Here is a 25,367-nt window from a genome sequence, read left to right on the forward strand (position 1 = left end):
GAACAGCACCGCCATACGCATCATCTTCTTCGCGGCCTCGACGTGCTCGCGCCGCCACAGGTAGGCGCCCGTCCGCGCCGGCGCGCATGACGTCCCGGTGGACCGAGCCGCGCATCGGCACCGCGCCGAAGCCGTCGCCGATCTCCACGCCCTTGACGGCATTGATGCTCATCAGCGCCGCGGCGAGCTCGGCGTCGAGCTTGCCGTAGACCGGCTCGCCCCAGCCCGCGGGCAGGCCGTCAGCGACAACGTCGACGCGTGCGCCGACCGAGTCGCCGGACTTGCGCAGCGCGTCCATGTAGGCCTCGAGCTCGGGCACCTGCGCGGCGTCCGGCCAGAAGAACGGATTCGATTCCACGGCCGACCAGTCGGGCGTGTCGGGACAGGACGACCGGATTTCGCCGAGCTGCGAGAGATAACCCTGCACCCGCACGCCGTGCCTGCTCGACAACCACTTCTTCGCGATGACACCGGCCGCCACGCGCATGGTCGTCTCGCGGGCGCTCGAGCGCCCACCGCCGCGCGGGTCACGGACGCCGTACTTGGCCTGGTAGGTGTAGTCGGCATGGCCCGGACGGAACTGTCGGGCGATGGCGGCGTAATCCTTGCTCCGCGCGTCGGTATTGCGCACGAGCAGCGCGATCGGTGTGCCGGTCGTGACACCTTCGTAAACGCCGCTCAGGACCTCGACCTCGTCCGCCTCGCGGCGCTGCGAGGTGTGCCGGCTGCGCCCCGTGGCGCGGCGTTCGAGGTCGTGCGCGAAGTCGTCCGCCGCGAGCGGCAGGCCCGGCGGGCAGCCGTCGACCACGCAGCCGATGGCCGGCCCGTGGCTCTCACCGAAGGTCGTCACGCGCAGCAGGTGGCCGAAGGTGTTCAAGGCAGGCGGGGCGTCCGGTTCAGCGCACAGTCTCGCATCGTCGCGGTGCCGCGGCGTTCCAGCGACGACCCGATCGGCCGCAGACGCTGGAACGCAGGCGCGTCATGCGCGCGCGTCGGCGAGCTCTCGGATGCGCGCATGGTGCTCGACGAGGTCGCCGCGCTCGGCGACGAAGATGCCCATCTGCCCGACCTTGAACTCCACCCAGGCGAGCGGGAGCTCGGGCAGCAGCGCGGTCAGGGCGTGCTCGGCCTCGCCGACCTCGCAGATCAGGACGCCGTCCTCGGTGAGGTGCTCGGGCGCGTCGCGCAGGATGCGGAGCGCGAGGTCGAGCCCGTCGTCGCCGGCACGCAGGCCGAGTTCGGGCTCGTAGGAGTACTCGCGCGGCAGCGCGTCGGTCTCGTCGTTGGTGACGTAGGGCGGATTGGTGACGATCAGGTCGAACCGCTCGCCCTGCAGTGCATCGAACAGGTCCGACTTCACGAACGACACATTGCCGACGTGGAGCCGTTCCTTGTTTTCCTCCGCGAGCGCCAGCGCGTCGTCGCTGACATCGATGCCCGTCACCTCCCAGTTCGGGTGGTGATGCGCGGTCGCGATGGCGATGCAGCCGGACCCCGTGCACAGGTCCAGCGCCCGCTCGACGTCGCGGCCGCCGAGCCACGGCTCGAAGCCCGTGACGATCAGCTCGGCGATCGGGGAGCGCGGCACCAGGGCGCGCGCATCAGACTTGAAGCTCAGGCCCGCGAACCAGGCCTCGCCCGTGAGGTAGGCCGCGGGGACGCGCTCGTCCACCCGGCGGCGGAACAGCTCCAGCACGCGGCGCATCTCGTCGTCGGTGACGCGCGACGCGCCATAGACCGGGCTGAGATCGTGCGGCATGTGGAGCGCATGCAGGACGAGCTGCGTCGCCTCGTCGAGGGCATTGTCGTAGCTGTGGCCGAACGTCAGGCCCGAGGCATTGAACAGCGAGCCGCCGTGGCGGATCAGGTCGATGATCGTGACCTGCTGGAAGTTCGGAAGGCCGGCGTCCATGGACATCGCTGTGCGGAAAGGCCGGCGATTATAGCGGTCGGCCGGTATCATCGCCGGTCCCGTCGCGCCCGGAGCCCGCATGTTCAACCGCACGACGCTGCTCGTCCTCGCCGCCGCCGTCGCGGCCGGTGCGGGCCTGCTGGCCGCACGGCACGCCTTCGCGCCCGCGGCGCCCGAGGGCCCGGTGCTGCGCGCCGTCCACCGCATCGAGCCGCCGCGCGACCTGCCGGCCTTCAGCCTGCGCCAGTCGGACGGCACCGCGCTGATCCCGGGCGAGCTGCGCGGCCACTGGACGTTGGTGTTCCTCGGCTTCACCCACTGCCCGGACGTCTGCCCGACCACGCTCGCTGAACTGGCGAAGTCGCAGAAGCAGTGGGAAGCCCTGCCGGAAACCGTGCGGCCGCGGCTGCTGTTCGTGTCCGTGGACCCGGAGCGCGATACGCCCGACCGGCTCGGCGAGTACGCGCATGCCTTCCATCGCGACACGCTCGCGGCGACCGCGGACGTGCCGTCCCTCGAACGCTTCACCAGCGCGCTGAGCCTGGTGTTCGCGAAGGTGCCGCCGGCCGCGGGCGCGCCCGCGACCGCCTACTCCGTCGAGCACAGCGCGACGCTGGCGGTGCTGGACCCGCAGGGCCGGATGGCGGGCATCGTCTCGCCGCCGCTCGATCCGCAGGCCATCGCCGCGGACCTCACCACACTGACGGCGACGAAATGAGCCTGGTCACCCGCCTCACCTACGCCCTGCCCCATCGACTGCTGTCGTCGATCGCGCGGTCGCTCGCGTATTCGAAGCACCCGCGCCTCAGCCGCTGGCTGATCGACACGGTGACGCGCAAGTTCGGCGTCGACCTGCAGGAAGCCGCGGAGGCCGATCCGCGCGCCTACGACTCGTTCAACAGCTTCTTCACCCGGTCGCTCAAGCCGGGCGCACGCGTGCCGCACGCCGATGCCGCGTCCGTCCTCATGCCCGCCGATGGCCGCATCAGCCAGTGCGGCCGGATCCGCAACGGCGAGATCTTCCAGGCGAAGGGGCGCTCGTTCACCGCGGCCGAACTGCTGGGCAGCGCCGCCGATGCCGCCCCATTCGCGGACGGCCTGTTCGCGACGGTCTACCTCTCCCCGCGCGACTACCACCGCGTGCACATGCCGTGGACCGGAACGCTGACTCGCACCGTGCATGTGCCGGGCCGTCTTTTCAGCGTGGGCCCGAACGCGGTGCGCCTGGTGCCGCGGCTGTTCGCGCGCAACGAGCGCCTGGTCTGCCACTTCGACACCGACTTCGGCCCGATGGTGCTCGTGATGGTCGGCGCATTGCTCGTGTCGGGCGTCGAAACCGTCTGGGGCGGCGTCGAGATCCCGCGCTACGGCGACAAGGTCACCGAGAAGACGTACGCCCATGGCATCACCATCGAGCGCTTCGCGGAAATGGCGCGCTTCAACTACGGGTCCACGGTGATCGTGCTGCTGCCGCCGGGCGTGGCGGAGCTCGACCCGGCCCTGCGGGCGGAGTCCGCGGTCCGCCTCGGCGAGCGCCTGGCCCGACGGACCGGGACGTCCTGAGGCGACGGACGGCGGCGTCGACCCGGCCGGGCGTGGTTAGCCTCGCCCGCACCGCCCTCAGGAACACGACGCCATGGACCGCATCCGCTCCCGATTCACCGCCGTCGCGCTGCTTTCGTTCGCCACCAGCCTCGCGCTGGCCGCGCCCGTCGTCCCCAAGGGCAAGGCGAGCCCCGCGCTGATCGTCCAGGGCGGGCTGGCGCCAAGTCCCGGCTGCGGCGGCGATGCCGTCGCCATCGGGCCCAAGCAGGACGATCCGGCTCCGCGTCCGCCGACCAACTCGGCGGCGACGGCGGGCAAGAAGGGCTACGACCACTACAACGCTCAGCGCGATGCGGCGACCGGCGTGGCCTCCGGCAAGGCCGCCGTGGCGATCGGCCCGAAGCAGGACGACCCTGCCCCGCCACCGCCCGCCACGCTCGCCGGCTGCACGCCGACCGGCCACTGATGCGCCGGCGACCGGACGGACCGGTCGCCGCATCCCGCTGGGCGCCTCAGCCCCCGCAACCCTCGAGGCGCAGCGTCTGGCCCTTCCGGAGCGCGTTGGCGCTCCTCAGTCCGTTCGCCTTCGCGAGGTCCGCGGCGTTGCAGCGGAACTTGCGGGCGATCCCGACCAGCGTTTCGCCGTCCTGCACGCTGTACTCCTTGGCCGCGGCGGCGCGGGGACGCGGCGCGGGCACGACCGCCCGCGCGGGTGCCCCCGGCGAACTCACTGGCGTCGTCGGGACGTCCGTATCGCCGCCGGCGTCGGAAGGTGCGACGTCGCCGGGCGACGGAATGGTCTGCAGCGGGCCGGTGCGCACCACGGCGCGGCTCGGGTCGCTCAGCACCAGCGTGCGGGCGAGCTCCGCGCGAGCCCCGCTCGTGCACCAGCGGTTATAGGCGGAGACGATCTGCGTGTTCGCATTGAGCGTCGTGCCGGCGGCGAGGAACGTTTCCGGCTGGAAGCGCGGGTTGAGGTTCCGCAGCGTGCGCATGTGCCCCTCGCGCACGCCCTTGTTACCGAGGCAGATCGCGAGCTGGTAGATCGACGTCGGCTGCGCGAGCCGAAGCGGCGCGGGCTTCGCGCGCACCTTCGGGAACGTCAGCCCGTACTCCTTCGGATGCAGGAAGAGCCACGCCGCAGCGATCACCATCGGCACGTAGTCGCGCGTCTCCGCGGGGAACTGGTTGTAGATGCCCTCGTCCCAGAACGTGCGACCGCCGCCCGCCTCGTAGACGCGCTGCGCGCGACCCTCGCCGCCGTTGTAGGCCGCGAGCGCGAGTTCGATGTTGCGGTTGAGCTGCCCCATGCGCTCGTTGAGGTATTCGGCGCTCGCCTGCGCCGACATGCGCGGGTCGTAGCGCGTGTCGAAACCCGTGCCGTCGTTGCCGAGGCCGAAGCGCCGGCCGGTCGCCGGCATGAACTGCATCAGGCCCGCGGCGCCGGCGCGCGATGTCGCATGCACCTTGCCGTTGGACTCCTTGGCCATGATGCCGAACAGCAGGGCCTCGGGCAGGCCGCGACGCTCGTATTCGGGCCACATCAGGTAGCGCATCGCCTGGTAGTTCTCGTAGCTCGAGATCAGCGATCCGCGCATGTCGGTCAGCCAGCGTCGGATGCCCTGCTGCACCGCCGGGTTGTACTCGACCATGCGGTCGAAGCGGTGGTCCTCGGACAGCAGCGCGGCGGCGTGCGCCGCCTGAGGTACGTCGGACGCGACGCCCTCGTGGCCCAGCATGTCGGCCGCCGGCTCTTCGTCCTCCTCCTCGACACCGCTCGCGTCGACGGCCTGCTTGAGCAGCCGGTTGTACGACGCCAGCATCGTGTTGACCGGGCAGCCGCGTACGCGGACGCAGGCATTCATGGCGTCCTCCATGTCCTGCAGCGCCGCGTCGCTCTCGCGCTGCGCGGCAGGGTCCTCGTTGCGCACGCCCACGGCCGCCGACGCGAAGCGCGCCTCGGCCGCCTGCATGCGCGACTGCAGTTCCTGCGCGGTGAGGGTTTCCCGCCTCGCGGCGGACGACAACATGGGAACGAGCGCGATCGCGCAGGCCAGCGCCAGGCGGCGGACCGGAAGATTCGATTTCATTGGGGCGACCACGGACAACGGGCGGCCGAGCGTAGCCCCCGTTCGCGCGAAGGCGCAAGGAACGGCCGCGCCTTTCCGGAGCGTTCGCGGGGCGTGGTTAGAATCCGGTCATCTCCCGTTGCGAGCGCTCGATGCCTCCCTCCGTCCTGCTTGGCAAGACCGCGCCACCTGCGCTCCAGCCGGTTGAACTGCCGGCGCGCACCGGCAACCGCCACGGTCTCGTCGCCGGCGCCACGGGCACGGGCAAGACCGTCACCCTGTGCACGCTCGCGGAAGGATTCTCGCGGCTCGGCGTTCCCGTGTTCATGGCCGATGTGAAGGGCGACGTGGCCGGCCTGGCGATGCCCGGCACGCCGAACGAACGGCTGCAGGCCCGCCTCTCCACGCTGGCGATCACCGACCACGCGCCGGAAGCGAACCCGGTCGTGTTCTGGGACCTGTTCGGCGTGGCCGGCCATCCCGTGCGGGCGACGGTGTCCGAAGTCGGGCCGTTGCTGCTCGCGCGCATGCTCGAGCTCAACGAGACGCAGGCCGGTGTCCTCGACATCGCCTTTCGCCTCGCGGACGAGGACGGCCTGCTGCTGATCGACCTCGAAGACCTGCGCGCGGTGCTGGGCTACGTGGCCGAGCAGCGCAAGGTCGTCTCCACGCGCTACGGGCTCGTCAGCGCGCCGTCGATCGCGGCGATCCAGCGCTCGCTGCTGCGGCTGGAATCGGAAGGCGGGCACCAGTTCTTCGGCGAGCCGGCACTCGAGCTCGCCGACCTGATGCGCACCACGCCCGACGGGCGCGGCGTGATCGGCATCCTCGCCGCCGACAGCCTCGTGCTGAAGCCACGGCTGTATTCGACCTTCCTGCTGTGGCTGCTGTCCGAGCTGTTCGAGCAGCTGCCGGAAGTCGGCGACGTCGATCGGCCGAAACTCGTCTTCGTCTTCGACGAAGCGCACCTGCTCTTCGACGATGCGACGCCGGCGCTGAAGCAGCGCGTGGAACAGGTCGTGCGCTTGATCCGGTCGAAAGGCGTTGGCGTCTACTTCTGCTCGCAGTTCCCGGATGACGTGCCCGGCGAGATCCTCGGCCAGCTCGGCAACCGCATGCAGCATGCGCTGCGTGCCTTCACCCCACGCGACCAGAAGGCCGTGCGCGTTGCCGCCGAAACCTTCGTGCCGAATCCGGCGATCGACGTCGAAGCCGCACTGACGCAGCTGGCGATCGGCGAAGCGCTGGTGTCGGTGCTCTCGGCGGAGGGCGTGCCGACGCCGGTCGAGCGCGTGCTGATCGCGCCGCCGCGATCGCGGATTGGGCCGGTCACACCGACCGAGCGCCAGCTGCTGCGGGCCACCAGCGGTGTCGGAGCGAAGTACGACGCGCCGCTGGACCGCGATTCCGCCGCCGAGATGCTCGCCCGCCGCGCCGAGGCGCCCGCCGCCGCGCCGGCGGCACCGGCGCCCGCCCCCGCCCGCGAACCCCGCCCCTCCAATCGGCAGGGCCTGGTCGAAACGATGGCCCGCCAGGCCGCCCGGACCGTCGGCAGCCAGCTCGGCCGCCAGATCGTCCGCGGCCTGCTCGGCGGGTTGCTCGGCGGCCGCGGCCGCTGATTCCCGGCATGGAGACCATGATGATCCGTCGCGCCTTCGCGATCGCCCTTTTCCCGCTCGCCCTCGCTGCCTGCAGCCCCAACGACGGCGCGGCCACGCCCCCGACCGCGCAACCGTCCGCGCCCGCCGCGGTCGCCGTCCGCCCCGCGACTGCGGCATCCGCGGAAGCGCCTTCGACCGAGCCGCCGGCGCGCGATACCGGATCAATCTCGGGCACCTACGCCGCCGGGACCACGCGCCTGGAACTGCATGGCGAAGGCACGTTCGGCCTCGACGAAGCCGGCACCATCACCAGCGGCAGCTGGACGCTGGACCCCGACGGCAGCATCCGCCTCGACCCGGGCAGCAAGGACTCGACCGACCGCGTCTACCGGCTCGATGCCGCCGGCATGCTGGCGCCGGTCGAGGGCACCGGTCCGGCGCTTAAGCGCGATGCCCTGCCCTGACGTGGGACGCTGGCGCCCACCGGGCGAGCACAGCACGGCGCTGATCACGCGCGAGGGGTTCGAGCGCATGAAGGCCGAGCTCGACGACCTGTGGCGCGTACAGCGGCCGGAGATCGTACGCGCGCTTTCGGCGGCGGCGGCCGAAGGCGACCGCTCGGAAAACGCCGAGTACATCTACCGCAAGAAGCAGCTGGGCGAGCTCGATCGCCGCGTGCGCTATCTCAGCAAGCGCGTGCCATCGCTGCGCGTCATCGAGACGACGCCGACCGACCGCGACGCCGTGTTCTTCGGGGCGGTGGTCGAACTGGAGGACGTCGCCAGCGGCGAGATGCTGCGCTACCGGCTCGTCGGCCCCGACGAGGCCGAGCCGTCGCAGGGCGACATCAGCATCGATTCCCCGGTCGCACGTGCACTACTCAAGAAGCGGGTGGACGACGAGGTCGACGTCCACCTGCCCGCGGGGCCACGCCGCGTCGCGATCGTCGACGTCAGCTACGCCGGCTGAGTCGACGCTGCCTCAGGCGTGCATCGGCAGCGCCAGCGAGGCCGCGGTCTCCGTGGTGATCGCCTCGCCGTAGAGGTCGTGCTCGTCGCTGCCGAGGATCTCGACGTCGATGAACTGCCCCGGCTGCAGGCCGAATTCGGCGCCGTTCTGGATCTGCACCACCCCGTCGATCTCGGGTGCATCGGCCTTCGAGCGCGCGATCGCCAGCTCACCGTCGACCCTGTCGACGAGGCAGCGCTGCACCGTGCCGACCTTCGCCTCGAGGCGCGACGCGGAGATCTCCGCTTGGCGCTCCATGAAGCGTGCGAGGCGTTCCTGCTTGACCTCCTCCGGCACCGGATCGGGCAGCGCATTGGCCGCCGCGCCCTCGACGGGCGAGTACGCAAAGGCGCCGACGCGATCGAGCTGCGCCTCGTCGAGGAAGTCGAGCAACTCCTCGAACTCGGCTTCCGTCTCGCCCGGGAAGCCGACGATGAACGTGCTTCGCACCGTGAGGTCCGGCGCTATGCGCCGCCAGTTCTGCACGCGTTCCAGCGTCTTCTCGACCGCGCCGGGGCGCTTCATCAGGCGCAGGACGCGGGGGCTCGCATGCTGGAAGGGGATGTCGAGATACGGCAGCACCTTGCCGTCGGCCATCAGCGGAATGACGTCGTCGACGTGCGGATAGGGATACACGTAGTGCAGGCGCGACCAGACGCCGAGCTGCGACAGGCCTTCGCAGAGCGACTTCATGCGCGTCTGGTAAGCGCGACCGCGCCACTCGCGCTCCGCATAGCGGACGTCCACGCCATAGGCGCTGGTGTCCTGCGAGACCACGAGCAGTTCGCGCACGCCGCCCATGACCAGCCGTTCCGCCTCGCGCAGCACGTCGTCCACCGGGCGCGACACCAGGTCGCCGCGCATGGACGGGATGATGCAGAAGCTGCAGCGGTGGTTGCAGCCCTCGGAAATCTTGAGGTAGGCGTAGTGCTTCGGCGTGAGCTTGATGCCCACGCCGTCCTGCGCGGCCGGCAGCAGGTCCACGAACGGATTGCGCGGCTGCGGCAGCGCCGCATGCACGGCCGACATCACGCTCGAGTAGTCGGCGGGCCCGCTGATCGCGAGGACGTCGGGATGCGCTTCGCGGATCACGTCCGCGCGCTTGCCGAGGCAGCCGGTCACGATGACCTTGCCGTTCTCGGCGAGCGCCTCGCCGATCGCGTCGAGCGATTCGGTCACCGCGGAGTCGATGAAGCCGCAGGTGTTGACCACCACGACGTCGGCGTCGTCGTACGTCTGCACGAGGTCGTAGCCCTCGACGCGCAGCTGCGTGAGGATGCGTTCGGAGTCGACGAGGGCCTTCGGGCAGCCGAGGCTGACGAAACCCACCTTGGGGTTCCGGACGGGATTCTGGGCGGACATGGCGGAGTCTCGAGGGACGGCCGGCGGCAGAACGCAACCGCAGCGGGCCTCCAGTATAACGGCGCGATCCCGGCGGCCCGAGCGGCCGTGCATCCCGCTTCAGGAGACGTCATGGGCGACTGGACCGACCTCGACACCCCGCACGGCCGAGTCCGCGCCTGGCACGCCGTCCCCACCGACCGCCGACTGGGCGCCGTGGTGCTGGTGCAGGAGATCTTCGGCGTCAACGCACACATCCGCGACGTCGCCGGCCGCTTCGCCGCCGAAGGCTTCGAGGTGCTCGCGCCGTCGGTCTGCGATCCGGTCGAGCCGGGGGTCGAACTCGATTACGACGCCGCGGGCGTCGCGCGCGGACGGGATCTGGTCGCCGCGCTCGGTTTCGACCGCGCGGTCGACATCGTCGGTGCCGCAGCGGGCCGCCTCTCCGCCGCCGGGTCGAAGGTGGCGGCCGTGGGCTTCTGCTGGGGCGGCACCGTGGCCTACCTCGCGGACACCCGCCTCGGCCTTCCGGCGGTCAGCTACTACGGCGGCCGCACCGTGCCGTTCCTCGACGAAACGCCACGCGCGCCCCTACTGCTCCACTTCGGTCGACACGATCCGATCATCCCGCCCGATGACGTCGAGCGGCACCGCGAACGCCTTGCGGCGGCGGAGCTCCACATCTACGACGCCGGGCACGGCTTCAACTGCGATCGCCGCCCCGACTACGACGCGGCCGCCGCGGACCTCGCCTGGTCGCGCACCGTGCGGTTCCTGCGCGAGGCGCTCGCATGAGCGGCTGGTCGCTGCACCCCCAGCTCGAGGCCGACACCGCACCCGTCGCCTCGCTCGACGCCTGCGACGTGCGGCTCATGGACGATGCGCGCTGGCCCTGGCTCATCCTCGTGCCCCGCATCGCCGGCGCGACCGAATGGATCGACCTCGACCGCGCAACGCAGCACCGGCTTTCCGACGAAATCGCCCTCGCGAGCACCGTCCTGCGCGGGCTGCATGCGCCCGACAAGCTCAACGTCGCCGCACTCGGCAACATGGTGCCGCAGCTGCACGTGCACGTGATCGCGCGTTTCAGGCACGACACCGCCTGGCCGCGGCCGGTGTGGGGCGTGGGCGAAGCGCAGCGCTACGACGCGGAAACCCGCAGCGCGCAGATCGCGAGGCTGCACGAGGCGCTATCCCGCACGAGGTGAGCGCATCTGCGCGGCGGGCGCGCCCGTTCGCTCGCCGAAGCGAGCGCGGCACGGTCGCCCGCGTGAATTCGACGGCGCCGCGACGACGAAGCCTTACGTCTTCGGCAGCGTGACGCCGACCTGGCCCTGGTACTTGCCGCCACGGTCGCGGTAGGACGTCTCGCAGACGTCGTCAGCATCCGACTGGAAGAACAGCATCTGCGCGACGCCTTCGTTCGCGTAGATGCGCGCCGGCAGCGGCGTCGTGTTGCTGAACTCCAGCGTCACGTGGCCTTCCCACTCCGGCTCCAGCGGCGTCACGTTGACGATGATGCCGCAGCGCGCGTACGTGCTCTTGCCGAGGCAGACCACCAGCGTGTCGCGCGGGATCCGGAAGTATTCGACCGTGCGCGCCAGCGCGAATGAATTCGGCGGAATGATGCAGACGTCCGATTCCACGTCGACGAAGCTGCCCTCGTCGAAGTGCTTCGGGTCGACGATCGTCGAATTGATGTTGGTGAAGATCTTGAACTCGCGCGAGCAGCGGACGTCGTAGCCGTAGCTCGACGTGCCGTAGCTGACGATTCGGTCGCCGGACGCGGAACGCTTCACCTGGCCGGGCTCGAACGGCTCGATCATGGCCTGTTCCTGCGCCATGCGGCGGATCCAGCGATCGCTCTTGATGCTCATCGTGCGGCCCGTACGGATAAAGCGCGCATTCTAGCCCGCGGCCGCGACGCGCCGGCTCAGCCGTCCGCGAGGCGGATCGAGAGCGGACGTGCCACCGTCGGGCGTCGCGCGAGTGCCGCCGCGACGTTCCGGGCGACCTGCACGAAGGCCTGCGCGGCGGGCGAGTCCGGCGCGGCGGCGACCACGGGCGCGCCCGCATCGCCCTGCTCCCGGATCGCCGCCTCCAGCGGCAGGCTGCCGAGCATCGGGTAGCCGTACTGTTCGGCGAGCCGTTCCCCGCCGCCGCTGCCGAAGATCGGCTCGGCATGGCCGCAGTTCGAGCAGACGTGCAGCGCCATGTTCTCGACGAAGCCGAGCACCGGCACGTTGACCTTCTCGAACATGCGCACGGCTTTGCGCGCGTCGAGCGTGGCGACGTCCTGCGGTGTGCTCACGATCACCGCCCCCGCCACCGGAATCTTCTGGGCCAGCGTGAGCTGGATGTCGCCGGTGCCGGGCGGCAGGTCGACGATCAGGTAATCGAGGTCGCCCCAGCGGGTGTCGTTGAGCAGCTGGGTGAGCGCCGACGTTGCCATCGGGCCTCGCCAGATCATGGGCGTGTCCTGCTCGACGAGCAGCCCGATCGACATCGCCTCGATCCCGAAGGCGCGCAGCGGCTCGATGGACTTCCCGTCCGGGCTGTCGGGCCGGCCCGACAGCCCGAGCATCATCGGCACGCTGGGGCCGTAGATGTCGGCGTCCAGCAGGCCCACACGCGCGCCTTCACGCGCCAGGGCGACGGCGAGGTTCACCGCGACGGTGGACTTGCCTACGCCGCCCTTACCGGACCCTACGGCGATGAGGTTGCGGACGGCAGGCAACGGCGTCAGCCCCGCCTGCGGCGCATGGGCATCGATCCGTTGCCGGATCTTCACGCGCTCCACCGGCACCCCAAGAGCATGCCCGAGCCCGCGCACAGCCGCTTCGATTTCCTGCTGCATCGCAGCAACCGGCACGCGGAACACGAGCTCGACGACGGACCCCGCCGTCCCCGCCGCGATGCGGGGAACGGACGCGATCACCCGCATCGGCGCGGCGAAACCGGGCACGGCCATCTCGAGCAGCGCCGCAGCAAAAGCGTCGTTCATGTACTTCCTCGCCGGGGGGGCTCGGGTGTGGGGGCAGGCCCTACACCTACCGTGTTAATTCCATGTTACGGTCGGCGCTTAGGGAGTGATCACGCTGCCAGGATCGGCGGTGAAGCCATTTTCATTTTTGGGGAAAGCAAATGCCAGTGAATTCTCTGCGCCTGCGGCGCAGCACCATCACGTCCGCCGTTCTCGCGGCGCTCGTGCTCCCGGTCTCCGCCCTCGCCCAGCAGGCGGCCACGCCGGCTCCGGCGAACGCCGACACGAGCAAGGCCGAACTCGACCGCGTCACCGTCACGGGCTCGCGCATCAAGCGCTCGCAGGCCGAAGGCCCGTCGCCCGTCACCGTGCTGTCCTCCGAGCAGATCTCGCGCGAAGGCTTCAACACCGTGCGTGACGCGCTGCAGACGATCACGGCGAACACCGGCTTCGGCCAGAACGACTTCAACGCCGCCGGCGGCTTCACGCCGAACGCCAGCGTGGTCAACCTGCGCGGCATGGGTCCGGGTCGCACCCTGCTGCTGATCAACGGCCGCCGCGCGAACGACTATCCGTTCCCGTACAACGGCCGCAGCAACTTCCAGAACTTCAACTCGATCCCGGCCGCCGCGGTCGAGCGCATCGAGATCCTGGCCGGCGGCGCGTCGGCGATCTACGGCTCCGACGCCGTTGCGGGCGTCATCAACGTCATCCTCAAGAAGAACTTCGAGGGCGACATCCTCAAGATCAAGGGTCAGACCTCGACCCGCGGCGGTCGCGACATCGGCGACCTGCAGTGGGTGGGCGGCCGCACCGGCGACAACTGGAGCGTCACCTACGCGTTCGAGTCGTACAACGCCGAGCCGCTGCTGGGCTACGACCGCGACTTCATGGATTCGGCGGCCGACAATCCGGCGCCTCCGGGCGTCAACGGTTCGCCGGGCCTGGGCGGCTACCAGCCGCCGATCGGTATCCAGATCCGCGGCCAGGGCGTGCCCACCGCCGGTTCCTACCGTCAGCCGACCGGTCGCGACTGCTCCGGCAGTGCGTACTACCGTCCGCACACCTATACGAGCAGCGCCAGCGGCGTGACCCTCGGCCCGGGCTGCGGTTTCGACCAGTACCCGGCGATGCAGACGATCAAGAACGGCAACAACGATGTGTCCGGTTATGTCTACGGCACGTACACGTTCGCCAACAACATGGAAGCCTGGGCCAGCGTCATGGCCTACAACTCGCGTGGTCGCCTCGGCGGCGGCGTCGAGCAGTGGTTCGGCGGCCCGCAGCCGAACGGCACGTTCTACGACCCGCAGTTCGGCATCCGCATCCTGCCGATCCGTGCGCTGACGCCGGAAACCTACGGCGGCATCGAGGGCACCTTCCAGAAGTTCAAGGAGAACTCGACCGACCTCGCGTTCGGCCTGCGCGGCAACATCGCCGACCGCTTCGACTGGGACTTCACGATCGGCGGCGCGAAGTACCACGCCGTACGTGACCGCCCGCGCATGACGGTGTCCGGTGCCACGGCCTACTTCCTGGGCAACCGCCTCGGCACCACCGGCCAGGGCGCCTACACCGGCCTCGCCGGCATCCCGAACGGCCAGCCGGTCTACCGCCTGAACCTCGACCGTTTCTACGGTCCGATCTCGCCGGCCGACTACGCCGCGATGTCGACGATGGTGCATTACGACGGCCAGTCCGAGAACGCCGCGGCCAGCTTCGTGCTGAGCGGCGACCTGTTCGACCTGCCGGCCGGCCCGCTGAGCTTCGCTTCGGTCCTCGAGGCGTCGCACCAGAGCTACGACCTGCAGAGCGACCGCCGGATTTTCCCGGACGTGCGCGAGATCTACAACCTGACGGGCACCGGCGGCGGCGGCGAGCGTGACCGTTACGCGGCAGGCGTGGAGCTCAACATCCCGATCACGTCGATGCTGACGGCGAGCCTGGCGGGTCGCTACGACAAGTACGACGACATCACCGACGTCAACGATGCGAAGACGTGGGGTGCGGGCCTCGAGTTCCGCCCGTTCAAGAGCCTGCTGATCCGCGGCAACTACGCCACGAGCTTCAAGGCGCCGGATATGCACTACGTGTTCGCCGAGCGCAGCGGCAGCTTCGGTACCGTCACCGACTACTACAGCTGCTTCAAGGCCGGCATCAACCCGAACGTCTGCGGCGGCGCGGGCGCGACGTACAACTACTCGGCGTTCACCACGTCGCAGGGCCAGAAGACGCTGCGCGAAGAAACCGGCAATTCGTGGACGGCCGGCTTCGTGTGGGACGTGCTCGACAACCTGAGCGTCCAGGCGGACTACTACCGCATCGACCTCAAGGACGTCGTGACCGTGCAGTCGGGCACCTCGATCCTCGAGGCGGAGTTGGGCTGCAACACGGGCAAGTACCCGAACGGTCAGCCGTACCCGTTCGCCGCGGGCTCGGAGTTCTGCGACGCGACGCTGTCGCGCATCTCGCGTGATCCGATCACGGGCAACATCACCGAGATCCGCAGCGGCCCGATCAACCTCGCGTCGCAGGGCACGAAGGGTATCGACGCCTCGGTGCGCTACCGCATGGACACGCAGAACTTCGGCCGCTTCACGACGGACCTGTCGTGGTCGCACGTGCTCGAGCAGACGCAGCGCGCCACGCCGGCCGCCGCCCTGCTGAGCTACCGCGACCTCAACTCCAACTCGGACTTCCGCAGCCGCATCCGCTGGAGCACGAACTGGGTGAAGAACGACTGGAACGCGACGGTGCTGATGACGCGCTTGGGCAGCTTCCCGATCTGGCAGATCCAGCCGAACCTGGATACCCGCATCGGGCCGCAGATCCTGTGGAACGTCACCGTCGGCAAGAAGCTCACCGACGACCTGTCGGTCCGCTTCAACGTCAACAACGTGTTCGACCGCATCCATCCGCGCGACAACACGATGAACAGCTATCCGTACTTCTTCCAGGCCTACGATCCGGTGGGCCGCGAAGTCGGCGTCGAGCTGACCTACCGCCTCCGCTAAGGAGTCGATCGAAGGCCCGGGACCTCCCGGGCCTTCGTTTTTGCGGGCCTGAACAGGCGGCATCCAGCCGCTTTAACGCCGCCCCGATTCCGGTATAACAAGCACGCCCGTGCGCCGTGCCGGGACCGAAATCCCTGAGGGGGGAATACACATGCGCAAGATGTTCATCGCCGCCCTGGCAGCCGCCCTGCCGCTCGTGGCCGGCGCCGCCGACAACTCGCCCGTCGGCCGTTGGAAGACGCTCGACGACGAGACCGGCAAGGTCATGACGATCGCCGAGGTCTACACCGCCCAGAACGGCAAGCTCGCGGCCAAGATCGTCGAGGCCGTCGACGCGTCCGCCGCCACCTGCACCAAGTGCGACGGCAAGGACAAGAACAAGTCCACGGTCGGCATGCCGATCCTCTGGAACCTCAAGCCGGTCAACGGCGGCTGGGGCGACGGCGAAGGCTTCAAGCCGTCGGCCGGCATGAAGTTCAAGGCCAAGAGCGTGAAGCTCGTCGACGGCGGCAAGAAGCTCGAAGTCACCGGCTGCAAGTTCGTGATCTGCAAGACCGCGACCTGGGTCCGCGCGAACTGATCCACGCTCGATCGCGACACCCGAACGGCCCGGCTAGTCCGGGCCGTTCCTTTTTGCGGTAGGCCACCACAGGCGGCGTGCAAAACCCGCGTGCGATACTGGTCGACCCCTGCGACCCCGCAACGCCCATGCCCCGCGAGATCCTCGTCACCTGCGCCCTGCCCTACGCCAACGGCCCGCTCCATCTGGGGCACCTGGTGGGCTACATCCAGGGCGACATCTGGACCCGCGCACGGCGCATGTCGGGCGACGCCGTGCACTTCGTCTGCGCGGACGACACGCACGGGACCCCCATCATGCTCGCCGCCGAGAAGGCCGGCACGACGCCCGAAGCGTTCATCGCCGGCATCCAGGCGAGCCACGAGCGCGACTTCGCCGACTTCAACGTGGCCTTCGACCATTACGACTCGACCAACTCCGACGCCAACCGTGAGCTGACGCAGTCCATCTACCGCGCGCTCGACCAGGCCGGCTGCATCACGCGCCGCGCCGTCGCGCAGCTGTACGACCCGGTCAAGGGCATGTTCCTGCCCGACCGCTACGTCAAGGGCACGTGCCCGAACTGCGGCACCGCGGACCAGTACGGCGACAACTGCGAGAACTGCGGCGCGACCTACGGGCCGACCGAGCTCAAGGACGCGCGCTCCGTCATCAGCGGCGCGGCGCCGGAGCTTCGCGAATCGGAACACTTCTTCTTCGAGGTCGGCCGGTTCGAGGCCTTCCTGCGCGAGTGGCTGGCGGGTGACGTCGCCAACCCGGGCGTCAAGGCGAAGCTGCAGGAATGGCTCGACGCCGACGGCGGCCTGCGCGCCTGGGACATCTCGCGCGACGCGCCGTACTTCGGCTTCGAGATCCCGGGCGTTCCCGGCAAGTTCCTGTACGTCTGGCTGGACGCGCCGATCGGCTACCTGTCGAGCTTTCGCACGCTGGCCGCGCGCACCGGCATCGACTTCGACGCCTTCCTGCGTGTGGGCTCGACCGCCGAGATGCACCACTTCATCGGCAAGGACATCGTCAACTTCCATGGCCTGTTCTGGCCCGCGGTGCTGCACGGCGCCGGCCTGCGCGCGCCGACGCGACTGCACGTCAACGGCTACCTGATGGTGGATGGCGCGAAGATGTCGAAGTCGCGCGGCACGTTCGTGATGGCGCGCACCTACCTCGACTGCGGGCTCGACCCCGAGGCCCTGCGCTACTACTTCGCGGCGAAGACCTCCGGCGGCGTGGACGACGTCGACCTCAACCTCGCGGATTTCGTCGCGCGCGTGAACGCCGACATCGTCGGCAAGTTCGTGAACCTCGCGAGCCGCTGCGCCGGCTTCATCGAGAAGCGCTTCGGCGGCCGTCTGTCCGCCGTGCTGCCCGACGCGGCGACGTACGACCGGTTCGTGGCGCAGCTGCAGCCGATCCGCGAAGCCTACGCGCGCAACGAGGCCGCCACCGCGCTGCGCCTGACCATGGCGCTGGCGGACGAGGCGAACCGGTACATCGACGACACGAAGCCCTGGGTGCTCGCAAAGCAGGACGGCGCGGACGCCGAGCTGCAGTCCGTCTGCACGCAGGGGCTCAACCTGTTCCGGGTGCTCGCGGTCGCTCTGAAGCCCGTGCTCCCGCGCGTCGCGGCACAGGCCGAGGCCTTCCTGCGCGCGCCGATCGGCGCATGGACGGATGCCGCCGCCCCATTGGTCGCGCACGACATCGCGCCCTACGCCCCCCTCTTCACCCGAATCGACCCGAAGCAGATCGACGCCATGACCGAAGCGAGCAAGGAAACCCTGCAGCCCACCACCGAGGCCGCGAAGGCCGCGCCCGCGGCGACGCCCGCCATCGCCCCGGTGGCCCCGAAGGACGCCGGCGCGCAGTTCGTCTCGATCGACGACTTCGCCAAGCTCGACCTGCGCATCGGCAAGGTGCTGGAGTGCGGTTTCGTCGAGGGCTCGGACAAGCTGCTGCGCTTCCTGCTCGACGCCGGCGACCTCGGCCAGCGGCAGATCTTCTCCGGCATCCGCGGCTCGTACGGCGAGCCCGAGACGCTGGTGGGCCGCAGCGTCGTATTCATCGCCAATCTCGCCCCGCGCAAGATGCGGTTCGGCCTGAGCGAGGGAATGATCCTCTCGGCCGGCTTCGACGGCGGCGGGCTGTTCCTGCTCGACGCGCACGACGGCGCCGCGCCGGGCATGCCGGTCCGCTGAAGCGGCGACGGGTCGCGACGGCACGCCCATGATTCCGTCGGTCGCGCTCGACCCCGACACGTTCGTCGAGCGCCTCGACCGCCTGTTGCCGCAGACGCAATGCGGCCAGTGCGGCTTCGCGGGCTGCCGGCCCTATGCGGAGGCGATGGCACGCGGCGAGGCGGACATCGACCGCTGTCCGCCCGGCGGCGACGAAGGTGCGCGCGTGCTGGCACGCCTGCTCGGCGTCGACCCGAAACCGTACGACCGCCTGCGCGGCGTCCACAGGCCGCCACAGGTGGCGCTCGTGGTGGAAGAGGACTGCATCGGTTGCACCAAGTGCATCCAGGCCTGTCCGGTGGACGCGATCATCGGCGGCGCGAAGCACATGCACACGGTCATCGAACCGCTGTGCACCGGGTGCGAGCTCTGCATTCCCGCGTGCCCGGTGGACTGCATCGTCCTGGTGTCCGCGGCCTGACGGCGCATCTTCAGCGCGACGGACGCAGCGGCGTGCAGGCGGAACAGACCCGCTCCACGCGATAGCCCCGGCGTCGCAACTGCTCGACGACGCCATCCTCGCCGAGCAGGTGCAGCGCGCCGACGACCACGAGCACGTCATGGCCCTTGCCCTGCGCCAGGCGCGACTCGAGCGCGGGCATCCACGCCCGGTTGCGGTCCGCGTTCAGCTGCTGGTAGGTTACCGGCGTGCGATCGCGCATCTCCTCGCGCGTCATCCGCTCGAGCGTGGCGACGTCGCCGCGCCGCCAGGCGCCGTGCAGTTCCTCGAGATGCGCCTTCGCCCCGTCGCCTTCGGCGACGAATTCGCGCAGCGAGGCGACCTGCTCGTCGACCGGCGTCCCGTCCAGCGTCGCGAGCTGCTGCGCCACGGTCTCAAGCCCGGTGACCGGCTTTCCCGCGGCCTGCGCGCGCGCCATCAGGTTGCGGTCGAGCCCGTCCTCGGGTGCGAATCCGCTGCGCTGTCCGAGCAGCGTCACCATCGTGACGTCCACGAACCATGGCTCGAAGCGCGACATCTGCGCGGGGTCGAGGCCGAAGCCCCGCAGGCGCGCGTCGAGCGGCGCGGCCAGGTCGGCCGGTATCGCCCGGGCGATGCTCGCCGCAGGGTCGGAGGTCGCCAGCGCGACCATGCGTGCGGTGATGCCGGGGTCGTTCAGGTCATCGGGGGCTACCTCGAAGACCAGCGACTCGGCGTCGTCCAACGCGCGGTCGACGTCGGCCGACAGCGGATAGTCGGACTTCTTCAGCAGGTGGAACGAGCCGAGCAGCCAGAGGCGGTTGTCGCCGTCGCTCACGCGCCACAGCAGCGGTACTGGCGGTCGCGCCGCCTCTTCGGCTCGCGGTGCGGAACCTGCGACCGGGAGCGACAGCAGCAATGCGGCGATCGCGAGGGCATAGCGATGCATGGGGCGTCCCATCAGTGCTCCACGTAGGCTTTCTCGCCGGCCTTGACGGTCAGGTCGAGACGATTGGTCGGAGGCGGCAGCGGACACGTCGCGAACGGCGTGAACGCGCACGGCGGGTTGTAGGCGCGGTTGAAGTCGACGCGAACTCGACCGTTCGCGGGCGCAGCGGTGTCGATGAAGCGCCCGGCGCCGTAGCTGCCGTGGCCGCTCGTGCGGTCGGCGAAGACGAGAAACAGCCCGCCGTCGTCGCCTTCCAGTGCCTCCAGCGCGAACGCGCGTCCGTTGCGTTTGAACTCCACGCGTCCCGGATTCGGCGTCGGCTCGACGATGCCGATGATGTTGGCGACGTCGATCGTGCGTCCCGTGGGATACGGCACGTAGCGCGCGTCGATCACCCAGCCCGGGCCGCCGGGCCAGTACTCCAGGCCGCGGAACGCGGTGCGGGTGGGCGCATCGGCGTGCTTGACGCGCAGCGCATAGCGGCCGCCGCGATGGATCACCGTCGCCACGCCCTTGGCGTCGTCGAAGCCGATCCGGCTGGCCCCGCCCTCGTCGTCGTCGGCACGCAATCGGGTCGGGCGCGCGGGCTTGCCGTCGATCCTGAGCCCGCTGCGCGCGGCAGGCACGAAGCGCACGCCGGAGGCGTCGACGTCGAACAGGCCGAACTGCGCGGGGCCGACGGCGAGGCGAATGCCGTTGCTGTCGGCCTTGCCGGCGTAATGCGCGCCGGGGTCGAGCCAGTGCAGGCCGACGAGCGAGGTCCAGCCCTCGGGCGCGGTGAGTTCACGCAGGCGCTCGACGCGCCAGGCCTCCTGCTCGCGCAGGAATGCGGCCGGCGGCGGCTTCGCGACGGCGGGCGCGGGTGGCTTGCCGCAGGCGGCCACGAGCGCCACGCACGCGGCGAAGAGGAATCGGCTCAGCGTCCGCGAAGGAACCATCGGTCCATCTCCGCCAGCGAAAAGCGCGCCCAGGTCGGGCGTCCGTGATTGCACTGGCCGGAGCGCTCGGTGGCCTCCATCTCACGCAACAGCGCATTCATCTCCGGCAGCGTGAGCCGACGGTTGGCGCGCACGGCATGGTGGCAGGCCATCGTCGCGAGCAGTTCGTCGCGCGCTGCCGAAATGCGCCGGGTCTCGCCGTGTTCGCGCAGGTCGGCGAGCACGTCGCGCAGCAGGCCCTCGCTGTCGCCCTGCGCGAGCAGCGCCGGCACCGAGCGCAGCATCAGCGATTGCGGACCGGTGCGCGTGACCTCGAAGCCCAACGTCGCGAGCGTCGCGATTTCGCGCTCGGCGACTTCGGCCTCGCGCTCGGACACCGCGACGACCTGTGGCACCAGCAGCGGCTGCGTGCGCAGGCCTTCGCCGTCGTGTGCGGCCTTGAGCTTCTCGTAGCCGATGCGTTCGTGCGCGGCGTGCATGTCGACCACGATCAGCCCGTCGGCACACTCTGCAAGGATGTATATCCCGTGCAATTGGGCGACCGCATAGCCGAGCGGTGGCAGCGTCGGCTCGTCGTTCGCCGCGACCGCGGGCGCGATCGGTGATGCCGCACGATCGCCGACCGCGTACAGCGCCTCGTAGGCCGCCCGGGTTTCGGCGACGTGCAGGCCGAGTGGCGACTGTCGCGGCGGCGGCAGCCAAGACGGCGCCGATGCCAACGCGACGGCCTCGCCCGTCGGCAGCGCGACGGCCGCGGCGCCGGCGCGCGTTTCCGCGAGAATCGCCTGCAGCGTGCGGTAGACGAAGTCGTGGATCAGCCGACCGTCGCGGAAGCGCACCTCGTGCTTGGCGGGATGCACGTTGACGTCGACGCGTCGAGGATCGAGCGAGAGGAACAGCACGTAGGCGGGATGACGCCCGTGGAACAGCACGTCGGCATACGCCTGCCGCACCGCATGTGCCACGCTGCGATCGCGCACCGCGCGACCGTTGACGAATAGGAACTGCTGGTCGGTGCTCGCGCGGTTGTACGACGGCTCGGCGATCCAGCCCTGCAGGCGCAGGCCGCGACCGTCGCCGAGGTCGCCCTGCTCCACCCGCAGCGAATGGCGCACGAAATCCGGGCCGAGCGCTTCGTGCATGCGTTCGCCGGAGAGCAGGTCGCGCTCGCCTTTCCAGCGTCGCGACGCCTTGCCGTTGTGCGAGACGCGCAGCTCGACGTCCGGCCGTGCGAGCGCGAGCTGGCGCAGCCAGTCCTCGATGTGCGAGAGCTCGGTGCGTTCGGCTTTGAGGAACTTGCGGCGCGCCGGCACGTTGTAGAACAGGTCGCGCACCTCGACCGTCGTGCCCTGCGGATGCGGACGCGGTGCAGGCTTGCCGACGAGGCCGCCGTCCACCTCGATCGCGAGCCCGTGCTCGGCATCGCGCGTGCGGGAGATCATCGCGAAACGGCTCACCGATGCGATCGACGGCAAGGCTTCGCCGCGGAAGCCGAGCGTCGCGACGCCTTCGAGATCGTCGAGCGAGGCGATCTTGCTGGTCGCGTGCCGCTGCACCGCGAGCGGGAGGTCGGCGGCCTCGATGCCGAGCCCGTCGTCGCGGATGCGGATGAGCCGCGTGCCGCCGTCCTCCAGGTCGATGTCCACGCGGCCCGCGCCGGCGTCGAGCGCGTTCTCCACGAGTTCCTTCACAACGGACGCCGGGCGCTCGACGACCTCGCCGGCTGCGATCTGGTTGATGAGGACGTCGGGGAGCTGTCGGATCGGCACGGCGGGAGTCATCGCGCGCGTGGCGCGGTCACGGCCGTCGATGATAGTCGCGCCCGCGGCCGGACGCGCAGGACGGTGTCAGCGGCTGCCGCCGGCGCGACCGCTGCCCGCCACCACGTCGGCCTCGGCACGCGCCACGCTCTCGGCCTCCGCGCGGGCCGCGAGCATCGTGCCCGGCGGCGGCGTGCGGACGAAGTAGCCGTTGATGCCACCGAACACGGCGCGCGCGATCGCCGCCTGCTGCGACGGGTCGCTCAGGCGCTGCTCTTCCTCGGGATTCGAGATGAAGGCCGTCTCGACCAGCATCGCGGGAATGTCCGACGTCCGGAGCACCGCGAAGTTCGCGCGCTCCACCGAGGCTTTGTGGTTCGGCCCCAGTCGCGCCAACCCCGACAGCACCTGGCCGGCGACGTCCTCGGACGCCTTGAGGTTGCCGCTCTGGGTGAGATCGAGCAGCACCGACGCGAGCGTGTTGCCCGGCTCCACGCGCACGCCGCCGATCAGGTCCGCGGCGTTTTCCTTGTCGGCGAGCCAGCGCGCCCGCTGCGACGAGGCCCCCTTGAGCGAGAGCACGAACACGGACGAGCCGCGGGCGGCCGGGTTCTCGGCCGCGTCCGCGTGGATCGACACGAACATGTCGGCGCCGGCGCGCTTGGCGATGCGGGCGCGCTCGTTGAGCGGAATGAAGAAGTCGGAATCGCGCGTCAGGTGCGCCTTGTAACCGGGCGTCGCGTTGACCTGGCGGGCGAGCTCGCGCGCGATCGCCAGCGTGATGTCCTTCTCGCGACGGCCGCCGGGGCCGTGCGCACCCGGATCCTGGCCACCGTGGCCTGCGTCGATGGCGATGACCAGCGGACGCAGCGGCCGGCCCGAGGCGTCGCGAAGCGACTTCACGGGCGGCGGGAGCGCGGTCGCGGGCACCGCGCTCGATGCGATGACCGGGCGGGCGAGCACTGCGGCTGGCGTGGAGACCGCCGACGGCCCGACCTCTCGCGGAAGCGAGGCGGCGGGGCCGCTGGGCGACGACGGCGACGGAACCGCCGCCACGGACGCCGAGGACGACGCGACGACAGGCGCGGACGTCGGCACGGCGACCACCGCGGGCGAGCCGAGGGTCGGGGCCGGAAGGGTCGCGACCACGGCGTCGAGGGTACGCGGCGCCGGGACGGCCGGCGCCGGAATGGTGGCGATCGTGGACGCGGGTTCGGCATCGCCCGGCCACTCGATCACCAGTCGCGCCGCGGCACCCGAGGGTTCGAGTCGCGGGTTGAGTGCGGCGACCGGCTGGCCGAGATCGAAGACGATGCGGGCCACGCCGGGCGACGGCTGGCCGTAGCGCACGCCGGTCACCACGCCCGACGGCGACGGCAACGAGGCGCCACGACGGACGGACGAGGCCGGCAGGTCGACCACGAGGCGGTCGGGGGCGGAGAGACGGATGAGTCGGTAGTCGCCGGGAACGGCGTCGAGGGCGATCTCGGCGCGGGTGCCCGTGGCCCCACGGCTCAGCTGGACGCCGCGCACTTCCGCCGCTTGGGCGAGGTTCCAGACCAGCGCGACCACGAGGGCCGCCCCAAGGACGAGCTTTTGCACAGTGTCGGCCTTCACGCGCATGGCACTTAGTCAACCACTGCAGGGGCGTCAATGCAAGCGCAATTTCCCTTTGGAATCCGTGACCTGCCGCCTGTTTCTCCGTCAGACGTGAAGATCGCCAGATGTGAAGGCGTCTCCGAGGCGGGCGATCCACGCGTGACCGCCCGGTGACGCGGGCTCGAGCACCGCTTGGCGCCCGTTCCCCTCGACCTGCAGGTCCACCACGAGATCCGCGTCCGGCAATCGCCCGCGCCCGCGGTCCGGCCACTCGACCAGCCAGAGTGCGACGTCCGCTTCCTCCAGCCCGAGGTAGTCGAGCTCGCCCGGGTCGCCAATCCGGTACAGGTCGAGGTGCAGGGCCTCGCCGTCCGCGAGCGAATAGCGCTCGACGAGCGTGTACGTGGGGCTGCGGATCGTGCCCTGCACGCCGAGTTCCCGCAGCAGTGCCCGGGCGAGGCTCGATTTCCCGGCCCCGAGGTCGCCTCGCAGGTGGACGACCGCGCGCCGCGGACGCGTCACCGCCAATGCCCGGCCGAGGGCATCGGTCGCCTCGGGGTCCGGCAGGAATCGCTTCATGCGGGATTCGCGAGCGGACGCAGGTGCGTCAGGACGTCGGTCGGCAGCAGACCGCGCTGACCCGCCTCGGCGGCCACGTCCGCGGCCACCGAATGCAGCAACGCGCCCGCGGAGGCGGCGCCGAACGCGTCCAGACCCTGCCCGCGCAGTCCTGCGATGACTCCGGCGAGCACGTCGCCCATGCCGCCGGTCGCCATGCCGGGATTGCCCGCATCGAGGACGACGGGCGCGCGGTCCGGCGCCGCGATCACGGTGCCCGCGCCCTTGAGGACCACCACCGCGCGATGCCGCGTCGCCAGCCGGGCTGTGGCGCCGAAGCGGTCGCGCTGGACGTCGGCGACGGACGTGCCGAGCAGGCGCGCGGCCTCGCCCGGATGCGGCGTCAACACCGCGTCCTTCGGTGCCGACAGGTCGTGGCGCGCGAGCAGGTTCAGCGCATCCGCGTCGAGGACGCACGGCCGCCCGCTCTCGATCAGGCGGTGCAGGTGCGCGAACCCCCAGTTGCCCTGCCCGAGCCCGGGTCCGATGGCGACGACGTCCGCCCAGTCGGGGTCGAACCCGTGGTCCTCGGGGACCACCATCGCTTCCGGCAGGCGAGCGAGCAGCGCGCCCAGGTGCGCGTCGCGCGTATGGACGCGGAGCAGCCCGGCGCCGGCGCGCAGGGCGCCCTCCGCGCAGAGCAGGACGGCGCCCCCGCTCCCGTGCTCTCCACCGACACAGGCCACGCGTCCATGCTCGCCCTTGTGCCCGTCGAGGCGTCGCGCAAGTGGGCCACGGTCGCCATCGTTCTTGTTCTCGGCCTCGCCCTCTGGCGCCTGCCCCCGTTGCCGCTTCTGGTCG

24 protein-coding genes are annotated in these 25,367 nt (G+C 70.5%); 12 read left to right on the forward strand and 12 right to left on the reverse strand.

All coding sequences use genetic code 11. From position 1 onward, the window contains the following. Positions 1–877: chorismate synthase (gene aroC, locus ACY35P_RS10665; RefSeq protein WP_462115811.1), on the reverse strand; the 877-nt coding region annotated here is incomplete at its 3' end. 102 nt (positions 878–979) lie between these two features. Further along, positions 980–1,912, reverse strand: coding sequence for a 50S ribosomal protein L3 N(5)-glutamine methyltransferase (gene prmB / locus ACY35P_RS10670; protein ID WP_462115812.1), 933 nt, complete (start codon positions 1,910–1,912; stop codon positions 980–982). Between the two features lie 79 nt (positions 1,913–1,991). Between prmB and ACY35P_RS10675 the strand changes: the two genes are divergently transcribed. The 3 genes from ACY35P_RS10675 to ACY35P_RS10685 all read left to right on the forward strand — a co-directional run bounded on the left by ACY35P_RS10675 (position 1,992) and on the right by ACY35P_RS10685 (position 3,923). Further along, positions 1,992–2,630 (forward strand): SCO family protein, encoded by a 639-nt coding sequence (locus ACY35P_RS10675; RefSeq protein WP_462115813.1) that lies wholly within the window; start codon positions 1,992–1,994, stop codon positions 2,628–2,630. Then, a complete protein-coding gene (gene asd, locus ACY35P_RS10680; protein ID WP_462115814.1) occupies positions 2,627–3,475 on the forward strand; it encodes an archaetidylserine decarboxylase in 849 nt (282 codons plus the stop codon). Before ACY35P_RS10675 ends, asd begins: the two co-directional genes overlap by 4 nt. A 73-nt stretch (positions 3,476–3,548) precedes the next feature. Continuing rightward, positions 3,549–3,923 carry a hypothetical protein gene (locus ACY35P_RS10685; protein WP_462115815.1) on the forward strand — a complete coding sequence of 125 codons (375 nt, stop codon included), beginning with the start codon at positions 3,549–3,551 and terminating at the stop codon, positions 3,921–3,923. Between the two features lie 46 nt (positions 3,924–3,969). Here the strand turns inward: ACY35P_RS10685 and ACY35P_RS10690 are convergent, their stop codons facing one another. Further along, positions 3,970–5,547, reverse strand: coding sequence for a transglycosylase SLT domain-containing protein (locus ACY35P_RS10690; RefSeq protein WP_462115816.1), 1,578 nt, complete (start codon positions 5,545–5,547; stop codon positions 3,970–3,972). A gap of 131 nt (positions 5,548–5,678) precedes the next feature. On the opposite strand from ACY35P_RS10690, the gene ACY35P_RS10695 reads away from it, so the two are divergent. From ACY35P_RS10695 to greB, 3 genes are read left to right on the forward strand one after another with little or no spacing between them, the layout of a single operon-like run. Beyond that, complete coding sequence (locus ACY35P_RS10695) at positions 5,679–7,145, forward strand: helicase HerA-like domain-containing protein (protein WP_462115817.1); 1,467 nt, start codon at positions 5,679–5,681, stop codon at positions 7,143–7,145. A 20-nt stretch (positions 7,146–7,165) separates the two neighbouring features. Beyond that, a complete protein-coding gene (locus ACY35P_RS10700) occupies positions 7,166–7,591 on the forward strand; it encodes a hypothetical protein (protein ID WP_462115818.1) in 426 nt (141 codons plus the stop codon). Between the two features lies 1 nt (position 7,592). After that, complete coding sequence (gene greB, locus ACY35P_RS10705; protein ID WP_462115819.1) at positions 7,593–8,096, forward strand: transcription elongation factor GreB; 504 nt, start codon at positions 7,593–7,595, stop codon at positions 8,094–8,096. Between the two features lie 12 nt (positions 8,097–8,108). Here greB and rimO read toward each other — a convergent pair whose 3' ends face one another. Then, positions 8,109–9,497 carry a 30S ribosomal protein S12 methylthiotransferase RimO gene (rimO, locus tag ACY35P_RS10710; RefSeq protein WP_462115820.1) on the reverse strand — a complete coding sequence of 463 codons (1,389 nt, stop codon included), beginning with the start codon at positions 9,495–9,497 and terminating at the stop codon, positions 8,109–8,111. Positions 9,498–9,608: 111 nt separating this feature from the next. Here rimO and ACY35P_RS10715 point away from each other — a divergent pair, with 111 nt between their 5' ends. Together ACY35P_RS10715 and ACY35P_RS10720 are read left to right on the forward strand one after the other, a co-directional pair. After that, the gene (locus ACY35P_RS10715) at positions 9,609–10,271 is read left to right on the forward strand and encodes a dienelactone hydrolase family protein (protein ID WP_462115821.1); all 663 of its coding nucleotides are present in this window, start codon (positions 9,609–9,611) and stop codon (positions 10,269–10,271) included. Next, positions 10,268–10,684: an HIT domain-containing protein gene (locus tag ACY35P_RS10720; protein ID WP_462115822.1), complete on the forward strand. Its 417-nt coding sequence runs from the start codon at positions 10,268–10,270 to the stop codon at positions 10,682–10,684. Before ACY35P_RS10715 ends, ACY35P_RS10720 begins: the two co-directional genes overlap by 4 nt. A gap of 93 nt (positions 10,685–10,777) precedes the next feature. On the opposite strand, the gene dcd is transcribed toward ACY35P_RS10720, so the two are convergent. Both dcd and apbC read right to left on the reverse strand, forming a co-directional pair. Further along, positions 10,778–11,353 (reverse strand): dCTP deaminase, encoded by a 576-nt coding sequence (gene dcd / locus ACY35P_RS10725; protein ID WP_462115823.1) that lies wholly within the window; start codon positions 11,351–11,353, stop codon positions 10,778–10,780. Positions 11,354–11,409: 56 nt separating this feature from the next. After that, a complete protein-coding gene (gene apbC / locus ACY35P_RS10730) occupies positions 11,410–12,267 on the reverse strand; it encodes an iron-sulfur cluster carrier protein ApbC (protein ID WP_462115834.1) in 858 nt (285 codons plus the stop codon). Positions 12,268–12,620: 353 nt separating this feature from the next. Between apbC and ACY35P_RS10735 the strand changes: the two genes are divergently transcribed. The 4 genes from ACY35P_RS10735 (at position 12,621) to rnfB (ending at position 18,705) form a co-directional block, all read left to right on the forward strand. Further along, positions 12,621–15,473, forward strand: coding sequence for a TonB-dependent receptor plug domain-containing protein (locus ACY35P_RS10735; protein WP_462115824.1), 2,853 nt, complete (start codon positions 12,621–12,623; stop codon positions 15,471–15,473). 151 nt (positions 15,474–15,624) lie between these two features. Next, on the forward strand, positions 15,625–16,053 hold the full coding sequence (locus tag ACY35P_RS10740) for a DUF2147 domain-containing protein (RefSeq protein WP_462115825.1): 429 nt from the start codon (positions 15,625–15,627) through the stop codon (positions 16,051–16,053). A 128-nt stretch (positions 16,054–16,181) separates the two neighbouring features. Beyond that, complete coding sequence (metG, locus tag ACY35P_RS10745) at positions 16,182–18,245, forward strand: methionine--tRNA ligase (RefSeq protein ID WP_462115826.1); 2,064 nt, start codon at positions 16,182–16,184, stop codon at positions 18,243–18,245. A 28-nt stretch (positions 18,246–18,273) separates the two neighbouring features. Further along, complete coding sequence (gene rnfB / locus ACY35P_RS10750) at positions 18,274–18,705, forward strand: Rnf electron transport complex subunit RnfB (RefSeq protein WP_462115827.1); 432 nt, start codon at positions 18,274–18,276, stop codon at positions 18,703–18,705. 10 nt (positions 18,706–18,715) lie between these two features. Here the strand turns inward: rnfB and ACY35P_RS10755 are convergent, their stop codons facing one another. The 6 genes from ACY35P_RS10755 to ACY35P_RS10780 form a co-directional block, all read right to left on the reverse strand. Then, positions 18,716–19,651, reverse strand: a complete 936-nt coding sequence (locus ACY35P_RS10755; protein WP_462115828.1) for a TraB/GumN family protein — start codon at positions 19,649–19,651, stop codon at positions 18,716–18,718. An 11-nt stretch (positions 19,652–19,662) separates the two neighbouring features. Then, complete coding sequence (locus ACY35P_RS10760; RefSeq protein ID WP_462115829.1) at positions 19,663–20,589, reverse strand: DUF1684 domain-containing protein; 927 nt, start codon at positions 20,587–20,589, stop codon at positions 19,663–19,665. Next, positions 20,568–22,358, reverse strand: a complete 1,791-nt coding sequence (mutL, locus tag ACY35P_RS10765; RefSeq protein WP_462115830.1) for a DNA mismatch repair endonuclease MutL — start codon at positions 22,356–22,358, stop codon at positions 20,568–20,570. Before mutL ends, ACY35P_RS10760 begins: the two co-directional genes overlap by 22 nt. Before the next feature lie 78 nt (positions 22,359–22,436). Next, entirely contained in the window at positions 22,437–23,966 is a 1,530-nt protein-coding gene (locus ACY35P_RS10770) for an N-acetylmuramoyl-L-alanine amidase (RefSeq protein WP_462115831.1), read from the reverse strand. An 87-nt stretch (positions 23,967–24,053) separates the two neighbouring features. Further along, a complete protein-coding gene (gene tsaE, locus ACY35P_RS10775; protein ID WP_462115832.1) occupies positions 24,054–24,527 on the reverse strand; it encodes a tRNA (adenosine(37)-N6)-threonylcarbamoyltransferase complex ATPase subunit type 1 TsaE in 474 nt (157 codons plus the stop codon). Continuing rightward, positions 24,524–25,367: NAD(P)H-hydrate dehydratase (locus ACY35P_RS10780; protein ID WP_462115833.1), on the reverse strand; the 844-nt coding region annotated here is incomplete at its 5' end. The genes tsaE and ACY35P_RS10780, both read right to left, overlap by 4 nt.

The organism is Lysobacter xanthus, from assembly GCF_047159895.1.